Origin of the sequence: Nocardia sp. CA-128927, assembly GCF_050955855.1 — a bacterium.
GTDB lineage: Bacteria > Actinomycetota > Actinomycetes > Mycobacteriales > Mycobacteriaceae > Nocardia.
The window spans coordinates 6,456,050-6,476,976 of sequence record NZ_CP192087.1; the positions used below are offsets into that span (position 1 = coordinate 6,456,050).

2 protein-coding genes are annotated in these 20,927 nt (G+C 65.0%); both read right to left on the minus strand.

Annotated features, from left to right (window positions below; genetic code table 11):
• Window positions 1–27: 27 nt before the first annotated feature.
• On the minus strand, window positions 28–11,346 hold the full coding sequence (locus ACQPW1_RS30040; RefSeq protein WP_433655140.1) for a type I polyketide synthase: 11,319 nt from the start codon (window positions 11,344–11,346) through the stop codon (window positions 28–30).
• Window positions 11,347–11,379: 33 nt separating this feature from the next.
• A complete protein-coding gene (locus tag ACQPW1_RS30045) occupies window positions 11,380–20,874 on the minus strand; it encodes a type I polyketide synthase (RefSeq protein ID WP_433655141.1) in 9,495 nt (3,164 codons plus the stop codon).
• Window positions 20,875–20,927 lie beyond the last annotated feature (53 nt).

Genomic DNA, 20,927 nt, shown 5'->3' on the forward strand with positions numbered 1-20,927 from the left:
CGTAGTTTCCTGAGAATCGTGGATATTTCATGAAATCCCGAACTGTCCAAAGAAGGCGAATACCTCGTCCTCGGATGCCGATTTCAACTTGTCCGCCGCGCTGATCTCGGTCTCTGTCGCACTCTCGGCGAGGGCTATATCGGTCCACTTCGTGACCAGTGCTCGCAGTCGTACGGTGATCGCTGTACGGCCCTGCTCGTCCGAGGCGATCCGGGTCAGCCCGAGTGAGTCGGCGGACATCGCCATCTCCAAGCGTTCCAATCCGTCCAACATCGGCTCGGTCGTCTGGGTTCGACCGTCTGCCAGTTCTCCGAACAAATGGCGGGCCAGCGCGCTGATCGTGGGATAGTCGAACACCAACGTCACCGATAACGGCCGACCAGCGGCCGCGGTCAACCGGTTCCGTAACTGCACGGCCGTCACCGAGTCGAACCCCAGACTCTTGAAGTCCTGCTCCATGTCGATGCGCTGAGATGCGGTGTAGCCCAGCACTCTGGCCACTTCTGCGGACACCAGATCGAGCAGCATCTGTTCACCCGCGACCGCGCCGAGGCCGGCAATACGATCCGCTAAGAACGGCCCCGCGGAAGCAATCCCTATGGCATCAGTACCCGACTGCCCGAATCTCTCCGCCTCGGGCAGGTCTGCGAGCAGTGGGCTCGACCGAGTCTCGGTGAATGCGACGAAGAATCGTTCCCAGTCGATTCCAGCAACGGTCACGGACGTTTCGTCCTGCTCGAGGGCCTGCCGTAGGGCCATGGTCATCAATTCCGGCTCGATCGCCAGCACCCCATGACGATGCGCCGTTTCAGAAGATTTGTCGTCACCTATCCCGCCGCCGGCCCACAATCCCCACGACACCGACGTCGCCACCAACCCTGACGCTCGGCGCCATTGCGCCAACGCATCCAGATAGACATTTCCCGGCGCGTAATTTCCTTGGCCGAGCATTCCGACGGTACCGGCCATCGAGGAGAACAACACAAAACCCGACAAGTCCATGTCGCGAGTGAGTTCGTGCAGATTCCATGCGCCGTCCATCTTCACCTGCAACACGCGATCAACCTGCTCGATGGTCAACGAATCAAGCACACCGTCGTCCAATACCGCTGCGGTATGAACAATCGCGTTCAATGGCGACACCTCGGCGATCAACTCCGCGAGGGCCGCCCGATCAGCGACGTCACACGCGGCGACGGTTACCTCGACCCCCAAACCGATGAGTTCGGCCGACAATTCAGCCACGCCCGGCGCCTGCGGCCCACTGCGACTGGTCAACACCACATGCTCGGAACCATTGCGGGCCAACCAGCGAGCGACATGCGCCCCCAACGCCCCGGTGCCGCCAGTGATCAACACCGAACGCCACGGCTTCCACTCCCGCACAGTCGAGGACTTCCGCGCAGGAGCGCGCACCAAGCGGCGACCGAACGTTCCGAAGTTCCGTACGGCCACTTGATCCTCGCGGTCGAGCCCGGCCAACACACTCGCAAGTCGTGCCTGCGCCTGCTCGTCCACACTGTCGGGCAGGTCGACGAGCCCGCCCCACCGCTGCGGCTGCTCCAATGCCGCTACTCGGCCCAGCCCCCAAACCAGTGCCTGGACAGGATGATTCAGAGCTTCCGACCCGCTGACCGACACCGCGCCGCACGTCGCGCACCACAAGCAGGCGTCGACACCTGTATCGACCATCCCCTGCAGCAGCGCCAGGGTCAGGGCATAGCCTTGGGGAGCAGCCGGATAGACTGAATGACGGCGTTCATCCAACGCGAGTAACGACAGCACACCACTCAATACCGTCGTGCCCGCCAGCGCATCGCGCATCCGTTCAGCGAAGCCCGCACGATCGACATCGGCGTTCTCGACCACCAACCGCACCACCTCGGCGCCACGGGCAGCCAATGCCTCGACAGCACCGGCGACCCACACATGCCCACTATGGAAAGCGGGAACCACCACGACCCAGGTCCCCGACAATGTCGTGCTTTTCCTGTCGGACAGCGGTTTCCAACTGTCCCGATACCACAACGACTCGACGGTCGATTGATCACGACAGCGCCGACGCCACGACGCCAACGCGGGCAACACCTCCCCCAGCGACTGCCCCCTCCGCACCCCCAATGTCGACTCCAGCGCCTCGATTTCTTCCCGCTCCACGCTTTCCCAAAACTGCGCGTCCGCCACCGGTGAAACAGCGCCCGACTCAGCGCTGACCGATTCCAGCCAGAACCGCTGCCGTTGAAATGCGTAGGTGGGTAACTCAACCCGCCGCGCGTTCATACCAGCGAACACCACCGCCCAATCGACACCCACACCGCAGACATAAGCTTCGGCCACCGCGGTCAACACCGACAACATCTCGGGCCACTCGCGACGCAGCACCGGAACCACCAACGAACGTTGTTGATTGTCATGCGCGTTTTCCCCATCGAGCGAAGACCCACCATCGAGCAACGATTCGGTGATCGCAGCACTCAAAGCACCCCCAGGGCCGGCCTCCAAGAAAACCGTCGCCCCCTGCGCGACCGACCATGCGATCGCGTCAGCGAAACGCACCGTACGACGCGCGTGATCCACCCAATACTCCGGTGAACACAACTGCTCGACCGTAGCCAACTCACCAGTCACCGTCGACACGATCGGCACCGACGGGGCATGAAACTCCAACCCCGCCAAAACTTCCCGGAACGGGTCGAGCATCGGATCCATCAGCGGGGAATGAAACGCATGCGACACGCCCAGCATTTTGGTCCGCCCACCCCGCTCAGCGACTCGTGCGGCGAGATCGGCTACCACCTCACCATCCCCAGAAACGACTACCGAACCCGGAGTGTTCACCGCCGCCACACCCACGCGATCCTCGAAACCGGCCAGCAACGCCGCCACCTCCGCGTCATCGACACCCAACGCGGCCATCGCCCCCCCGCTCGCGAGCTCCTGCATCAAGCGGCCCCGCGCCGCCACCAACACACACGCATCCCGCAACGACAACACCCCCGCCACATACGCCGCCGCGACCTCACCAATCGAATGCCCCACCAGATAATCCGGTGTCATCCCCCATGACTCCAACACCCGATACAACGCGACCTCGACAGCGAACACCCCCGCCTGCGTAAACACCGTCTGATCCAACAAACCCGCCTCCGGCGTCCCATCCCCCGCCAACACCACCTCCCGCACCGAAGATCCCGCCCCCGCGCCCCACGACTCCTCGCAACCCAGCCACCGATCCAACTCCCCACACACCCGATCGAACTCCACCGCAAACACCGGGCTGGACTCCACCAACTCCCGCCCCATTCCCACCCACTGCGAACCCTGCCCCGGAAACACGAACACCACCTTGCCCGGGTCCCGGGACACAACTCCCGTTACCACATCGGCGGCCACATCACCCGCGGCCACCACATCCAACCCCCGAACCAAATCCTCCCGGGACGACCCCGCAACCACCGCACGATGATCAAACGCACTACGCGCAGTCACCAACGACAAACCCACATCGGCCACACCCATCCCCGAGTCGACACCGTCATCGAGAAAAGCCCGCAACCGTCGCGCCTGCGCCCGCAACGCCTCAGCACTTTTACCCGAAATCACCCATGGCACAACAGCACCCACTCCGTCGGCACCGGACGCCGCATCATCGGCGACCGTCCCGCCATTGGCAGACTCGGTCCGGTCGAAAACTTCGGACTCAGTCGGTGCTTGTTCCAGAATGAGGTGGGCGTTGGTTCCCGAAATCCCGAAAGAAGAAACCCCCGCCCGACGCGCACGCCCCGTCTCCGGCCACGGCCGCTGCTCGGTCAACAACCCCACCGCCCCCGAAGACCAATCCACAAACGGCGACGGCTCATCCACATGCAAAGTCTTCGGCAACACCCCATGACGCATCGCCTGCACCATCTTGATCACACCCGCCACGCCCGCCGCGGCTTGAGTGTGACCGATATTGGATTTCAGCGACCCCAACCACACCGGCCGATCCACCGGCCGACCCTGACCATACGTCGCCAGAATCGCTTGCGCCTCAATCGGATCACCCAACTTGGTGCCCGTCCCATGCGCCTCCACCACATCCACATCCGTGGCAGCCACACCAGAATTCGCCAACGCCGCCCGAATCACCCGCTCCTGCGACGGACCATTCGGCGCTGTCAAACCATTCGACGCACCATCCTGATTCACCGCCGAACCCCGCACCACCGCCAACACCCGACGACCATTCCGGCGGGCCTCCGACAAACGCTCCAACACCAACACACCCACACCCTCACCCACACCCAAACCATCAGCACCAGCCCCGAACGCCTTACACCGACCATCCACCGAAAGCCCCCGCTGCCGACTCATTTCAAGCAACTCGAATGGGCTGGCCATCACCGTCACCCCAGCAGCCAACGCCATTTCGCACTCACCCGAACGCAACGCCTGACATGCCAGATGAATCGCCACCAACGACGACGAACACGCGGTATCCACACTCACCGCAGGCCCTTCCAACCCCAGGGTGTACGCGAGCCGTCCCGAGGCAACACTGGTGGCACGGCCGGTCATGAGGTAACCGTCGGTGCCTCGGTCCAGATCGTGCAGACGGGGACCGTATTCCTGGGGGATTATGCCCACGACCACTCCGGTCTTGCTGCCCCGCAACGAGTTCGGGACCACACCAGCGTGTTCGATCGCCTCCCACGTTGTTTCCATGAGTAGCCGCTGCTGGGGATCCATCGCCAAGGCTTCACGCGGACTGATCCCGAAGAACCCCGCATCGAACTCGGCGGCGCCACTGAGAAATCCGCCTTGGCGCACGTACGATTTTCCCGACCGGTCAGGATCGGGGTCATACAACCCGTCGAGGTCCCATCCTCGGCCGGTGGGAAAGACCCCGATCGCATCGGTGGCCATCGACAGCATCGCCCACAACTGCTGCGGTGAATCCGCGCCGCCGGGATACCGGCACGACATGCCGATAATCGCGATCGGCTCGTCCGCCACCACAGCCACCACAGGCGCGGCAGTGTCCGCGCCGACGAGCTCGACCACTAAATGCCGGGCGAGCGCCATAGGCGTCGGATAGTCGAAAATCAACGTCGACGGCAAACGCAACCCGGTGACAGTACTGATCCGGTTACGCAATTCCACAGCCGTCAACGAATCGAACCCGACCTCCCTGAAAGCCCTGTCGGCGGGCACCACCTCGGGACTTGTGTGCCCCAACGTGACCGCCGCCGCGGCACGCACCAACTCGAGCACAGCTCGCTGCTGCTCATCCGCTGGCATCCCGGCAAGCCGCTGCGCCAGCGACGACGAACTGTCCCTGCCAGCGGCGGCGGTGGATCGTCGGGTCGGTCCGCGCAGCAGGCCACGTAGCAGCGGAGCGGTGAGCTCGTCATCTGGACGTGCGCGTAGCGGACCGAGATCGAGGCGGGCCGCCACCGGCATCGCGTCATCACCTAGCAAGGCTGCATCGAACAATGCCAGACCTTGCTCGGTGGCCAGGGGGGCCACACCGGTCTCGGCGAGCCGTTCGAGGTCCCGGGCGGTCAGGTGCCCGGTCATGCCCGTCCCTTCTGCCCACAGACCCCACGCCACCGAAGTAGCAGGCAACCCGCGCGCTCTGCGGTGCTGCGCCAGGCCGTCGAGAAACGCGTTTGCTGCGGCGTAGTTGCCTTGTCCGGCAGTGCCGAACGTGGCGGCCACCGAGGAGAACAACACGAACGCGGCCAGATCGGCCGCACACGTGAGCTCGTGCAGGTTGAGCGCGCCGTCGACCTTGGCGCTCAGCACTCTGTCGAGCTGTTGCGGTGTCAGCGACTCCACCGGAATGTCGTCGAGCACACCTGCCGCGTGCACGACCATAGTCAGCGGATGTTCCACCGGCACCGTGCTCAACAACCCGGCCAGGGCGGGGCGGTCGGCCACATCGCATGCCTCGATCCGAACTCGCGCCCCGAGCCCGGACAGCGTGGCCACCAGTTCGCCCGCGCCGGAGGCATCGGGTCCGCTGCGGCTGATCAACAACACATGCCGCGCGCCCCATTCGGTGATCAGATGCCGCGCCACCAACCCGCCCAGCGTGCCTGTGGCGCCAGTGATCAACACGGTGCCCGCTGGATCCAACGACCGGGGCACGGTCAGTACGAGCTTGCCCACATGACGCGCCTGACTCAGATACCGCATCGCCTGCGGCGCGCGCCGTACATCCCACACCCGCACCGGTGATGGGTTGAGCACCCCACGATCGAAGAGTTCCAGCAATGCGGCCAGCATGCTCTGGATTCGGTCCGGATCTACCGCCCCTAGGTCGAATGCCTGGTATCGGACATCGCGATACTGTGCGGCGATGGCGTCCGCGCTACGGATATCGGTCTTGCCCATTTCCACGAAGCGGCCACCGCTCGGCAGCAAGCGCAGCGAGGCGTCCACGAACTCCCCCGCCAGCGAGCCCAGCACCACGTCCATGCCCCGGCCGGCGGTGGCATCCAGGAACCGCTGCTCGAACCCCAGATCACGGGACGACGCGACACGCTCGCTTCCGACACCGAGCCCACGCACGGTCTCCCACTTCGGTGGGCTCGCGGTAGCGAAGACCTGCGCACCCCAATGTCGGGCCAACTGGACCGCAGCCATACCCACCCCGCCCGCCGCGGCGTGCACCAGCAGTGATTCACCAGCCCGCAGATCCGCCAAGTCGTGCAATGCGTAGTAGGCGGTCAGAAACACCACTGGCACCGACGCTGCCGTGACGAACGACCAATCGGCAGGAACACGCGCCAGCAGCCGCTGATCGGTCACCGCGACCGGGCCGAACGCACCCGCGAACAGACCCATCACTCGATCACCGACCACCAGCCCGCGCACACCGGGCCCGACCTCCACCACCACGCCCGCACCCTCTGCACCGATGACCCTGTCACGAGGCACCATGCCCAACGTGATGGCAACATCGAGGAAGTTCATGCCCGCCGCGCGCATTGATACCCGGACCTGTCCGCCGAGCAGCGGGACCGAGGCAGCCGAGTCGACAACAACAAGCGAATCCAACGTTCCCTGCGTGCCGGATTCGATTCGCCACCCCGCCGAGTCGGTGGGCAACGCCAACATCGCGTCCCGCCCGGCACGTGTCAGCCGGGGTACCCGTATCGTGCCGGCGCGCAGCGCGAGCTGTGATTCATTGGCGGCCAACGCCATCGGCAACGCGGCGACCGATTGCTCGCCGTCGAGATCCACCAGAACGAACTGGTCGGGGTGCTCGGTCTGCGCCGAACGCACCAGTCCCCAGATCGCCGCATGCGCCGGATCGGTGACGTCGTCGCCCTGCTCGGTGCTCATCGCACCATGAGTCAGCAAAACCAATCGAGACGAAGCGAACCGCTTCTGCGCCAACCACTCCTGCACCAATCTCAGAACTTCATGAACTACCCTCGCGACATCGACCGAGGTCCAACCGACTGCCAGGCAATCGACCACCACCACATCGGCGCCCCCTTCCCCCGCAGCGGACGACAGATCCACACAGTGCCGCACCACGACACCGGCTTCGGACAGTGCCGCGGTCACATTCGACTGCCCCACCACCACCCACTGCCCCGCATCCGCCAGATCCGGCACAGGCAGGTCTATCCAGTCCACGCGATACAGCGACTCGTGATCGCTACCGCTTATCGAATCGAATTGCCCGGCTGCGAGCGGCCGCAACACCAGCGACTCCACGGAGATCACCGGTGCGCCAGCACCATCGCACGCCTGCAATGACACCGTGTCGCGGCCGATAGTGGCGACCCGTACCCGCAACATCGAGGCACCCACCGCATGTAGTGACACCCCAGACCACGTGAACGGAAGCAACATCGCCTCGACATCCCCGCTCTTCTGCGCCACCGCCACATGCAACGCCGCGTCTAACAGCGCCGGGTGCAGACCGAAACCTCCAGCGACTGGATCGAATCCATCGGGCAGGCAGACCTCGGCGAAAAGTTCGCCGCCACGCCGCCACGCCGCGCGCAGCCCCTGAAAGAGCGGCCCGTACCCATAACCGCTTTGCGCCAACCCGTCATACACACCCTCGAGGGCGATCGGCGTCGCACCGACGGGCGGCCATTCGACGAAATCGAACTCCGCCGCGGCCGGCTCGGCGGCGACCGCAAGTAACCCACTGGCATGCCGGGCCCATGGTGTATCGGCCGCACTGCCCACCGACCGAGAATGCACCGTCAACGCTCGGCGTCCAGCCCCGTCGGTATCTCCCACGACAACCTGGATGTGCGTTGCCCCGGTGTCGGACAGAATCAGCGGCGTCTCCAGTGTCAACTCCTCCACTACGCCGCAACCGACCTCGTCACCGGCGCGCACAGCCAACTCCACAAACGCTGTCCCCGGGAGCAGCACCCGGCCCGACACCCGATGATCGGCCAGCCACGGATGCGACCCGAGCGACAACCTTCCGGTCAATACCGCGCCGTGGCTGTCGGCCAGCTGGATCGCCGCGCCCAGCAACGGATGAGCCGCCGCCCCCAACCCCGCCGCGGACATGCCGCCGACGCCACTACCGCCGGTCAGCCAGAACCGCTGCCGCTGAAAAGCGTAGGTGGGCAACTCCACTCGCCGGGCGCTCGCGCCGGTGAACACCGCGGCCCAATCGACGTGCACACCATGGACATAGGCTTCGGCGACTGCGGCATAGAACCGGGCCGGCCCTCCCTCATCCCGACGCAACGTCCCCGAAACCACACCGGACGACCCGAGATCGTCGAGCGTCTCCCGGATCGGCACGACCAAACCCGGGTGCGGACTGCACTCGATGAATACCTCGTAGCCATCGGTCACCAACGCGCGCGTAGCCGACTCGAATCGCACTGTTTCGCGCAGGTTCGTATACCAGTACTGTGCGTCCAAATCCCGAGCGTCCATCACCTGCCCCGTCACCGCGGAATAGAACGGCACCGTCGATTCCACGGGTGTGACGGACGCCAATACCTCCAACAGTTCGCCGCGAATATCGGCCACCTGCGCCGAATGCGACGCGTAATCCACCGGCAGCACCCGCGTACGAATCTGTTCGTCGGACAATCCCACCCGCAATTCCTCGAGCTCGTCTGCCCCGCCGGACACCACCACCGATCCAGGCCCGTTCACCGCCGCAAGCGACACACGCCCACCCCATCGGGCCACCCGTTGTTCCACCTCGTCAACCGGCAGCGCCACCGACATCATCGCGCCTCGACCTGACAACACCCGCGCAATCGCCTTGCTGCGCAGCGCGACAACCCGCGCCGCATCCTCCAGCGACAACGCCCCGGCCACGCATGCTGCGGCCACCTCACCCTGCGAATGCCCCACCACCGCAACCGGTTCCACCCCATAAGACCGCCACAACGCCGCCAGCGACACCATCACCGCGAACAACACCGGCTGCACCACATCCACCCGATCCAACGACGGCGCACCAGCCACACCCCGCGCCACATCCAACACCGACCACTCCACGAACTCACCCACCGCGACCGAGCACTCCCTCAACCGCTCCGCGAACACCGGCGAAGACTCCAGTAATTCCCGACCCATCCCCACCCATTGCGACCCTTGTCCGGAGAACACGAACACCGGGCCCCCGACACCTGACCCGACACCCTGGACCACGTGGGGAGCCGACCCGCCACGGGCCAAACTATCGAGGCCGCTCAAGAAATCGGGTCGACACGACCCCACAATCACCGCACGATGATCGAAAGCACTACGGGTGGTAACCAACGAAAAACCCACATCGGCCACAGCCACCTCCGGATCAGCATCGACGAAAGACCACAATCGTCGCCCCTGAGCCCGCAACCCCTCAGCGCTCTTTGCCGATATCACCCACGGCACAACGCCATTCATCCCACCGTCACCGATATCCACCCCACCCTCACCGGCCACGAGACCAACAACGGGAGGAGCCGCACCGACGGACTCCTCGTCAGGGGACGCTTGCTCGAGAATGAGATGGGCGTTGGTCCCCGAAATCCCGAAAGAAGAAACCCCTGCCCGACGCGGACGCCCCGTCTGCGGCCATGCCTCCTGCTCGGTCAACAAGCCCACAACCCCGGCGGACCAGTCCACGAACGGAGTCGGCTCATCCGCATGCAAAGTTTTCGGCAACACCCCATGACGCAACGCCTGCACCATCTTGATCACACCCGCCACACCCGCAGCAGCCATCGTGTGACCAATATTCGACTTCACCGACCCCAACCACACCGGCCGATCCGCGGCCCGATCCTGACCATACGTCGCCGAAATCGCCTGCGCCTCAATCGGATCCCCCAATCTGGTGCCCGTGCCATGCCCCTCCACCACATCGACATCCGTAGCAACAAGCCCAGCATCGGCCAGCGCCGTACGAATCACCCGCTCCTGCGACGGACCATTCGGTGCCGTCAAACCATTCGATGCACCATCCTGATTCACCGCCGAACCCCGCACCACCGCCAACACCCGGCGACCATTCCTGCGGGCCTCCGACAAACGCTCCAACACCAACACACCCGCACCCTCAGACCACCCGGCGCCATCTGCGGCGGCACCGAACGATTTACACCGCCCATCAGGGGCCAGCCCGCCTTGGCGCGAGAACTCGACGAACAGTCCCGGCGTGGACAACACGGTCACCCCGCCGGCCAACGCCAGGTCCGACTCACCGGACCGCAACGACTGACACGCCAGATGAATCGCCACCAGCGACGACGAGCAGGCCGTGTCCACCGTCACTGCCGGACCCTGCAACCCCAGCGTGTACGCGACCCGCCCGGACACAACGCTGCTTGCCGTGCCGGTCAGCAGATAGCCGCCACTGGCGCGGTCGCCGTCGCTCAAACGCGGGCCGTAATCCGATGCCATCGCACCGGCGAATACCCCTGTCCTGCTCTCCCGTAACGGCAACGGGTCCAGCCCAGCAGACTCCAGAGCCTCCCACGCCACCTCGAGCAACAACCGTTGCGCCGGGTCCATCGCCGCGGCCTCCCGGGGGCTGATCCCGAAGAATTCGGGATCGAATTCGCCGGCGTCGTAGATAAATCCGCCCCGTCGAGTGGCGGACGTGCCCGGAGAATCGGGATCAGGATTGTACAAGCGGTCGAGATCCCAGCCTCGATCCGACGGCAGGTCTCCGGTTGCGTCCACGCCCTCGGAAACCAACTGCCACAGCTCTTGTGACGAACTGACACCACCCGGGTACCGGCAGGCCATCCCCACGATCGCAATCGGTTCTCGTCTGGCGACTTCCTGGCTGCGAATGTGCTGGCGAGCGTGATGCAACTCCGCCGTCACACGCTTGAGGTAGTCGCGGAGCTTGTCCTGTTCCACCATCTGGTGTCACTCCTCTTGGCCTCAGGTAGTCGGTCAGGCACCGAGTTCGGTGTCGATAAATGCAAGAATCTCTTCATCGGTCGCCGCGTCGAGCGCCGCGGTGACCCCATCCCCGGTGCCGGTGTTCTCGCGCTGCCATTGCGCCAGTAGCGCTTCGAGTTTGGTGAGAACCCGCCTGCGTCCGTTGTCGGCTGGATCCATGGCGGACAACACGGCCGTGAGGCGGTCGAACTCGGTGTCGAGCGAGGTGCTGGATAAGGTGGGACCGGTGACCAGTTCGCCGCAGAGATAAGTGGCCAGCGTTGCCGGTGTGGGGTAATCGAAAATTAGTGTCGGAGTCAAGCGCAGTCCGGTGGCGGCACTGAGCCGGTTGCGAAGGTCGGTACCCGACAGCGAGTCGAATCCGGCATCCTTGAACGCTCGATCGGGGGATATCGCTTGCGACGCGGTATGTCCCACTACCGCAGCAGCGGCAGCGCACACCAGTTGCAGCACCTCGTCGTTCCGTTTGGTCTCCGACATCCCGGCGAGCCGATGCGCCAACGATGCCGAGCTGTCGGCACTCGGCGCGGCGGACCGACGGACCGACGGCCGCCGAAGTCCGCGCAGCAGCGGAGACGTGGGCACGGAGTTGTCGGATAAGGCATCCAGATCGAGGCGGGCAGGCACCAGCATCGCATCGCCGTCACCTATCGCGGCATCGAAAAGGTGCAAGCCTTGCTCGGTCGTCAGCGGGAGGAGGCCGCTGCGAGCCAGTCGCGCGAGATCGATGTCGCCCAAATGGCTTGTCATACCGCTACGTTCGGCCCATAGACCCCAGGCTAGGGAGGTAGCGGGCAACCCCTGCGCCCTGCGGTGTTGTGCCAGACCGTCGAGGAAAGCGTTGGCCGCAGCGTAGTTTGCTTGTCCCCGATTGCCCAGCACGCCTACCGCCGAGGAGAACAGCACGAACGCGGCGAGGTCGGTGTCGCGGGTGAATTCGTGCAGGTTGAGTGCCCCGTCGACCTTGGCTCGAAGCACTCGGTCGACTTGGTCGGGGGTCAGCGTTTCTACCGCACCGTCGTCCAATACTCCGGCCGCGTGCACAATCGCGGTGAGTGGGCGATCGAGGGTGCTCAGCAGCTCGGCGAGCGCAATCCGGTCGGCGGTGTCGCAGGACGCGACCCGCACTTGCGCGCCCAAGTCGGCCAGCGTGGCCACGAGTTCGGTCGCACCGGGCGCTTGCGCGCCGTGTCGGCTGACCAGTAGCAAGTGCCGCGTCCCCCATACGGTGACTACGTGCTGGGCAATGTGGCGGCCGAGCGCCCCGGTCGCGCCGGTGATCAGTACGGTTCCGTCGGGGTCCGGCGGCCTGGGCACGGTCAGCACGATCTTGCCGATATGGCGTGCCTGGCTTAGGAACTGGAAAGCCTGCGGTGCGCGCTGGAGGTCCCAGGATCGAATGGGTAATGGGCTCAGTGCCTCTCGCTCGAAGAGATCGATCAGATCGGTGAGCATCTCCTGGATGCGATCGGGTGAGACCGTCAGCAGGTCGAACGCGCGGTACCGGACACCGGAATACTGTGCGGCGATAACGTCGGCATCTCGGATATCGGTTTTGCCCATGTCGATGAACCGGCCGCCTCGGGGCAGCAGACGCAGCGAGGCGTCGGTGAACTCCCCGGCCAGCGAATTCAGCACCACATCCACGCCTCGGCGTCCGGTGGCATCCAGGTATTGGTGTTCGAAGTCCAGATTTCGCGATGAGGCGATGTGTTCGTCGGCGACTCCGAGTCCGTGGACCGTCTCCCACTTAGCGGGGCTGGCGGTGGTGAATACCTCTGCGCCCCAGTGCCGGGCCAGTTGGACCGCGGCCATACCGACCCCGCCCGCGGCGGCGTGTACCAGCAACGATTCACCGGCTCGCAGCTCGGCCAGATCCCGCAGTCCGTAGTAGGCGGTGAGGAATACCACCGGGACCGATGCCGCTGTCGCGAACGACCACCCGGCGGGTATGCGCACCAGCATCCGTTGGTCGGTGACCGCCACCGGACCGAACGCACCGGCGCACAACCCCATCACTCGATCCCCGACAACCAGACCCTGCACTCCGGGCCCGGTCTCCAGGACGACACCCGCGGCCTCTAGACCAAGAACGGCAGCGTCGGGATACATTCCCAGCGCGATCAACACATCCCGGAAGTTCACCCCCGCTGCCCGCACCCCCACGCGGATCTGACCGGTGCTCAGCGATGCGGTGGCGTCGGTTTGGGTGATGAACAGTTCGTCCAGCGTTCCGGTGTCGCCGGCCTCCACCCGCCAGCCCGCCCGATCGAGGGGCAACACAAGCGCCGCACCGTCGATCACCTTCCTCAGCCGGGGTACCCGCACACCCGCGGGGCGCAGGGCAACTTGAGGTTCGTCGGTGGCCAGCACGGCGGGCAACGCGGCAACCGAGGAGACATCGTCCAGGTCAGCGAGTAAGAACCGGTCAGGATGCTCGGTCTGCGCCGTCCGCACCAAACCCCACACGGCCGCCTGCTCGGGGTGCGTGACGTCTTCGCCACGTTCGGTGCACATCGCCCCGCATGTCACGAAAACCAGCCGGGAAAAGGCGAACCGTTCCTCGGCCAGCCACTCCTGCATCACACCGAGTGCCATTTTGACGGCGGCAGCGGCGTCTACGCTATCGCGGCAGTCCACCAAAACCACCTCGGGGACCGGCCCCACGGCGGCCGACGGCAAGTCCGCACAATATTCCGTCCCGATACCAGCTTCGCGCAATGCGCTGGTCAAGCTGGATTGCCGCAGCGTCATCCACCGCGCTGCTGTCGGCGACCGTTTCAGCAACGACAAACCGACCCACTCTACGTTGTACAGCAGACGCCTGTCATGTTCGCCAGGTACGTCGAAGTAACTGTCCTTCAATGGCCGCAGCACCAACGACTCGATGGCAATCACCGGTGTCCCGCTACTGTCCGACATCTGCAGCGACACTGTGTCCCGGCCAGCCGGGGCGATCCGGACTCGCAGTCTCGACGCGCCTACCGCATGCAGTGACACCCCGGTCCAGACGAACGGCAGCAGCATTGTCCCGGTCACTTGCGCCGCCTCGGCCACAATGAGTTGCAAGGCTCCGTCGAGCAGGGCTGGGTGCACACCGAAACTGTCTGTGCCCACTCGTGATTGGTCAGGCAGGCAGATCTCGGCATAGAGGTCGTCGCCGCGGCGCCACGCGGTGTGCAGCCCCCGGAACATCGGGCCGTAGGTGTAGTTGCCTGCGGCCAGCCGGTCGTAGATGTCGTCGGTGGTGATCTGTATCGCACCGGGAGGCGGCCACGCCGCCAGGTCGAATTCTGCTATCCGGGTGCCGGTCGCGACAGTGCCGCTGGCATGTCTCGTCCACGTCGACCCCGGCCCGGTTTCCGGCTGCGAATGCAGGGTCAACGGGCGTCGCCCAGACGCATCGGCCTCGCCTACTACTAGCTGAATCCGCAGGACTTGAGTTCGTGAAAGTACAAGTGGGGCTTCCAAACTCAGTTCTTCAATCAGGTCGCATCCGACCTCGGCCGCGGCGAACAGGGCGAACTCGAGAAAGGCCGTTCCGGGTAGGAGGACCGTGCCGGTGATGACATGGTCGGCGATCCACGGTTGGGTGTTCAGCGAGAGCCTGCCGGTGAACACCACCTCATCGCGGTCGGCCAGGTGTGTCACCGCGCTCAGCACCGGGTGCTGGGTTTTTCCCAGCCCGGCTGAGGACACATCACCGCCGCCGGTCTCGAGCCAATAGCGTTCGTGTTGGAAGGCGTAGGTGGGCAGGTCGACGTGGTGGGCGCCGGTCCCTGCGAAGACGGCTTCCCACCGGGGGCCAGCACCGTGGATGTGGGCGTCGGCGAGTGCGGTGAGGATTCTGGTATGGCTGTCGTCGTCGCGACGGAGGGTGCCGATGACCGCGGCGGTGGTGTCGATGGTGTCGATGGTGTCTTGAATGGACGAGGTGAGGGTCGGGTGCGGGCTGCATTCGATGAACAGCTGATGTCCACGCTCGAGCAGCAGTCTGATCGTCTGCTCGAACAGGACGGTACTACCGAGGTTGCGTTGCCAATAGGCGGCGTCGAGGCCGCTGGTGTCCAGCAGCTCTCCGACTACCGTGGAATAGAACGGTATCTGTGCTGCGCGGGGGCGGAGTCCCAGCTCGGTCAATGCTTCGATCAGTTGGTCGCTGATTTCCTCGACCTGATGGGAATGCGAGGCGTAGTCGACCGGAATGGTCCGGACATGGATCTGTTCGGCCTGGCATTCAGCGACCAGTTCCGCCAAAGCGGTCGTGCCGCCGGAGATCACGACCGAGTGGGGGCCGTTCACCGCTGCGAGGGACAGTTGGTTGCCCCACTTCTGAATTCGGCGGCGGGCCTCGCGCGCCGGGATCGCCGCCGACACCATGCCACCGCGGCCCGCCAGGCGAGAAATCGCTGTGCTGCGTGATACGACGAGCCGAGCCGCATCCGCGAGCGACAACGCCCCTGCCACTGCAGCGGCGGCGATCTCACCCTGAGAATGCCCGATAACGGCGGCGGGCTCGATGCCGTAGGAGCGCCACAGGTCCGCAAGTGAGACCAGAATGGCGAACAAGACGGGCTGTATCACGTCGGCTCGGTCCAGAGGCGGCGCCGCAGGCAGTGCCTGCGCGGCCACGACGTCGAGCAGGGACCATCCCGTATACGGGTCCAGCGCGGCCGCGCAGTCGCGCATCCGCGCGGCGAACACCGGCGAGGACTCCAGCAGCCGCGCGCCCATCCCCGGCCACTGGGAGCCCTGGCCGGGGAAGACGAACACGATCCGGTCCGCTGGGTGTGCGGGGCCGTGGATCAGGCCCGGCGCGGGGATACCTTCCGCGAGAGCGCTGAGATCGCTGATGAGGGTGGCCCGGTCGGTGCTTACCGATGCGGCTCGGTAGTCCAGTGCGGCTCGGCTGGTGGCCAGTGTGTAGGCGATGTCGGTGAGACGGAGTTCGGGGTGTTCGCGCAGATGCTCCGCGAGGCGACCGGCTTGGGCCTGTACCGTGTCGAAGGTTTTGCCGGACAGTAGACACAGTTGTTCGAGGTCCGGGCAGGTGTTTGGCGGTGGTTCATCGACGGCGGGGGCCTGTTCGAGGATAACGTGGGAGTTGGTCCCGCTGATGCCGAAGGAGGACACGGCGGCTCGTCGTGGCCGGTCGGCGTCGGGCCATACGGTGTGCTCGGTCAGCAACTCCACTGCGCCGCTCGACCAGTCCACACGCGGGGTCGGTTGGTCGATGTGCAGCGATTTCGGCAACACACCATAGCGCATGGCCTGCACCATCTTGATCACCCCGGCGACACCGGCTGCGGCTTGAGTGTGTCCGATATTGGATTTGACCGACCCCAACCACAGCGGCGCGCCCTCGGCCCGATCCTGCCCGTAGGTAGCCAGAATCGCTTGCGCCTCAATAGGGTCACCCAGTTTCGTACCCGTCCCGTGCGCCTCCACCGCGTCGATATCCGGTGCCGACAGTGCGGCGTCGGCCAATGCCTGGGCGATGAGACGGCGCTGCGACGGCCCGTTCGGCGCGGTCAGACCATTACTCGCACCATCGGAATTCACCGCCGAACCACGCACGACCGCGAGAATCCTTCGTCCGTTGCGGCGAGCATCGCCGAGGCGTTCGAGCACGAGCATGCCAGCACCCTCGCTCCACCCGGTGCCATCGGCCACCGCGGCGAACGCCTTACATCGGCCATCGGGGGCCAACCCGCCCTGGCGAGAAAACTCGACGAACATTCCAGGCGTCGACATCACCGACACCCCACCCGCCAACGCCAGGTCCGACTCACCAGAGCGCAGCGACCGACACGCCAAATGCACCGCCACCAGCGACGAGGAACACGCCGTGTCCACCGTCACTGCCGGACCCTCCAACCCCAGCGTGTAAGCGACCCGCCCGGACAAAACGCTGCCTGTTGTCCCGGTCAGCAGATAGCCGCCACTATCGCGGTCGGCGTCGCTGAACCGTGGTCCATAGTCCGAGGGCATCGCACCGGCAAACACTCCCGTGCGGGTCTCCCGCAACGACAACGGATCCAGCCCGGCCCGCTCCAGCGCCTCCCACGAAATCTCCAGCAGCAATCGCTGCTGGGGATCCATCGCCCGTGCCTCACGCGGCCCGATCCCGAAAAGCGCCGCATCGAATCCCGCTGCGTCGGTGAGGAATCCACCCGAACGGACATGGGAGGTACCCGGCCGGTCGGAACCAGGATCGTAACGGGATTCGATGTTCCAGCCGCGATCGGCGGGGAACTCGCCGATCGCGTCGGCGCCGTCGGTGATGAGCCGCCAGAACTGCTCCGGGGAATCGACGCCACCGGGGTATCGGCACGCCATCCCGACGATCGCGATCGGCTCGGTGGCGTCACCGGCAATCCGTGCCGGTTCCCTTGCACCACTGGATATTCCGAGTAACTCGGCGCGCAGCTCGCGGACCACAGCCACCGGGGTCGGGTAGTCATACAGCAGGGAGGGAGGCAGCGCCAGACCGGTGACACCACTGAGCCGGTTACCGAGCTCGACCGCGGTAGCCGAGACGAAACCCATATCTTTGAACGAGCTCTCGAGGCGCACAGCTTCCGCCGTGGCGTGGCCCAGCACCACCGCTATGTGAGAACGCAGCACATCGAGCAGGATGCGTTCCTGCTCGGCTTCGGGCCGTTCGGCCAACCGCTCAGCAAGCGCCGAGCGAGAGTGCGACGACGCTGCCTCGCCGCTGTCCACGACCGGACCGGCATCGAGCCGCGCTGGTACGGCGAGAGCCGTCGCATTACCGCCCCAATACCGCTGCCGCTGGAAGGCGTAGGTGGGCAGATCGACCCGCCGGGCAGAACAGCCACCGAAAACCGTGGCCCAGTCCAGGGCCACGCCACGCACCTGAGCCTCCGCTAACGACATCGAGAATCGGGACAGCCCGCCATCGTCGTGACGCAGTGACCCCACTGTGACCGCCTGCTCGCCGACTTCGGCGATCGTCGCAGCAATGCCTGCCGTCACCATCGGATGTGGACTGACCTCGATAAAGACGCGGTATTCGTCCCGCAGCAAAGCATTGGTCGCCGCATCGAACCGCACGGTCTCGCGCATACTCCGATACCAATAACCAGCATCAAGGTGCGCACCGTCGACCACATCACCGGTCACCGACGAATACATCGGTATCCGCGCCGGACCTGGCGTGATCCCGGACAACTGCTCGAGCAGTCGTTCCTCGAGCGCCTCAACCGCCACCGAATGTGCCGCGTAATCCATCCGGATCCGTGTGACACGGACGGCGTCGGCCTTACATTCGGCCATCAATTCGTCCAAGGCAGCCGGTTCACCGGCCACGACGACCGACGATGGTCCGTTGACCACCGATACCGACAGGAGTCCGGGCCACGACGCCAGTCGCCGCCGGACCTCCTCGACCGGCAATGCCACCGACACCATCCCACCGCGACCCGCCAGTTCCTGCGCGACCAAGCGGCTGCATGTCACTGTCACCCGGGCCGCGTCTCGCACAGACAGCGCACCCGCTACACATGCGGCGGCGATCTCGCCCACCGAATGACCCACCACCGCTGCGGGTTTCACCCCGCATGACTGCCACAGCGCGGCAAGCGACACCATCACCGCGAACAGCACTGGCTGGACGATCTCTTCCCGGTCCAGCGATGGCGCGCCCGGCTCGCCGCGCAGCACGCCTATCGGATCCCATTCGACGAACTCGCGCAGAGCAGTTACCGCCTCTGCCATTCGGGCCGCGAACACCGGGGACGAATCCAGTAGCTCCAACCCCATGCCGACCCAGTGTGAACCCTGACCGGGAAACACGAACACAACCGCACCGGCAGTAGGGACTGCCCTACCCTCGACCAGGCCAGTGGCGGCCACGCCCTCGGCCAGAGCTTTCAGGCCATCCAAGAAGTCCTCTCGCCCCCTCCCCACAATCACGGCCCGATACTCGAACTGAGTACGCGTGGTGACCAGCGAATACCCGATATCGGCTACCGACAGTTCCGGCCGATCGTCCACATAGGCGAGGAGTTCCCGCGCCTGGGCGCGCAGCGCCTGATCGGTCTTGCCCGATACCAGCCAGGGCACCAACGACGTATCGGTGTCGGCGGAGTCGGACGCAGTCGGTCGAGTCGCCGCCGACCGAGGTACTTGGGAAAGGACGACGTGGCAGTTGGTGCCCCCCATGCCGAACGAGGACACTCCAGCTACCAACGTCCGGTCCGGATGTGGCCAAGGGCAGGAGTCGGTGTGGACACGCAAATTCAGCTCGTTCAGCGGGATGCCGGGATTCGGGGTCTCGAAATTCAGAGTCGGGGGAAGCAATTCGTGGTTGATGCTCAAGGCAATTTTCAACAGACCGACGATGCCCGCGGCGCCTTCGGTATGGCCCACATTGGTCTTGGCCGAACCCACGAGAAGCGGGTCATCGGCGGGGTGCGCCTGTCCGATCGCTGCGCCCAGAGCAGCCGCCTCGATCGGGTCACCGACCCTGGTTCCGGTGCCATGCAACTCCACATACTGCACGTCACCGAGCGGCACGCCCGCCCGTTCGTATGCGGAGCGTAGAACCTCTTGCTGGGCAAGGGAACTGGGAAGGGTCAAGCCATCGGTGGCACCATCGTTGTTCACCGCGCTGCCTCGGATCACGCAGTAGACCCGGTCACCATCGGCCAATGCCCGGCACAGCGGTTTGAGCACGACGACACCGCCGCCCTCGCCACGGACATAGCCATTGGCCCGCGCATCGAAGGTGAAACATCGCCCATCCGGCGACAGGCCGCCGAACTTGGCGGCAAGCAGAGTGCCCTGCGCGAGAATGTTCAAATTCACTCCACCGGCAACGGCAAGGGCAGACTCCCCCGCCCGGATGCTCTCACTGGCCAAGTGCACTGCGACCAGCGAGGACGACTGCGCCGCATCCACCGTCATGCTGGGCCCACGCAGGCCGAGAGTGTAGGAAACTCGGTTCGCGATAATGCCGCGCTGCACACCGGTCATGCCGTGCTGCGTAATAGCCACAGGACCGCGCTCATAGAGCAGGGTGGCATAGTCGTCCCGGATCGCACCGATGAAAACCCCGGTCTTGCTGCCATGGAGCGCACCGGCAACGATGCCGGCATCCTCGAGCGCCTCCCAGCTCAATTCCAGCATCAACCGTTGCTGCGGATCCATCGTGACAGCCTCACGCGGAGAAATCCCGAAAAAATCAGCGTCGAAGGAATCGATGTCGTTCAAGAAACCGCCCTGAGGTGCGGCTACCTGCTCGAGTATGGAACGCTCCGCATCCAGGAGCGACTCCGTCTCCCACCGTTCAACGGGCACTCCGGTGATCGACTGCTCCCCATCCCGCAGTAACCGCCAGAAAGCACCCGGACTCGCCGCCCCCGGCAACCGGCAAGCCAACCCGACAATCGCAATCCCGCCATCATCGACTTCATCGGTCCTGAATGTATCCGCCACCGTGGTCCTCGCTTCAGATTTCACGCGTCGGCAATCGTCGGACGTGAATCAGGCGGGCCGCCAGAGATACACGCTTG

Coding starts and splice junctions, on each gene's coding strand:
- ACQPW1_RS30040 (WP_433655140.1), bottom strand. CDS start 11,346: ATGGTGGAACAGGACAAGCTCCGCGACTACCTCAAGCGTGTGACGGCG.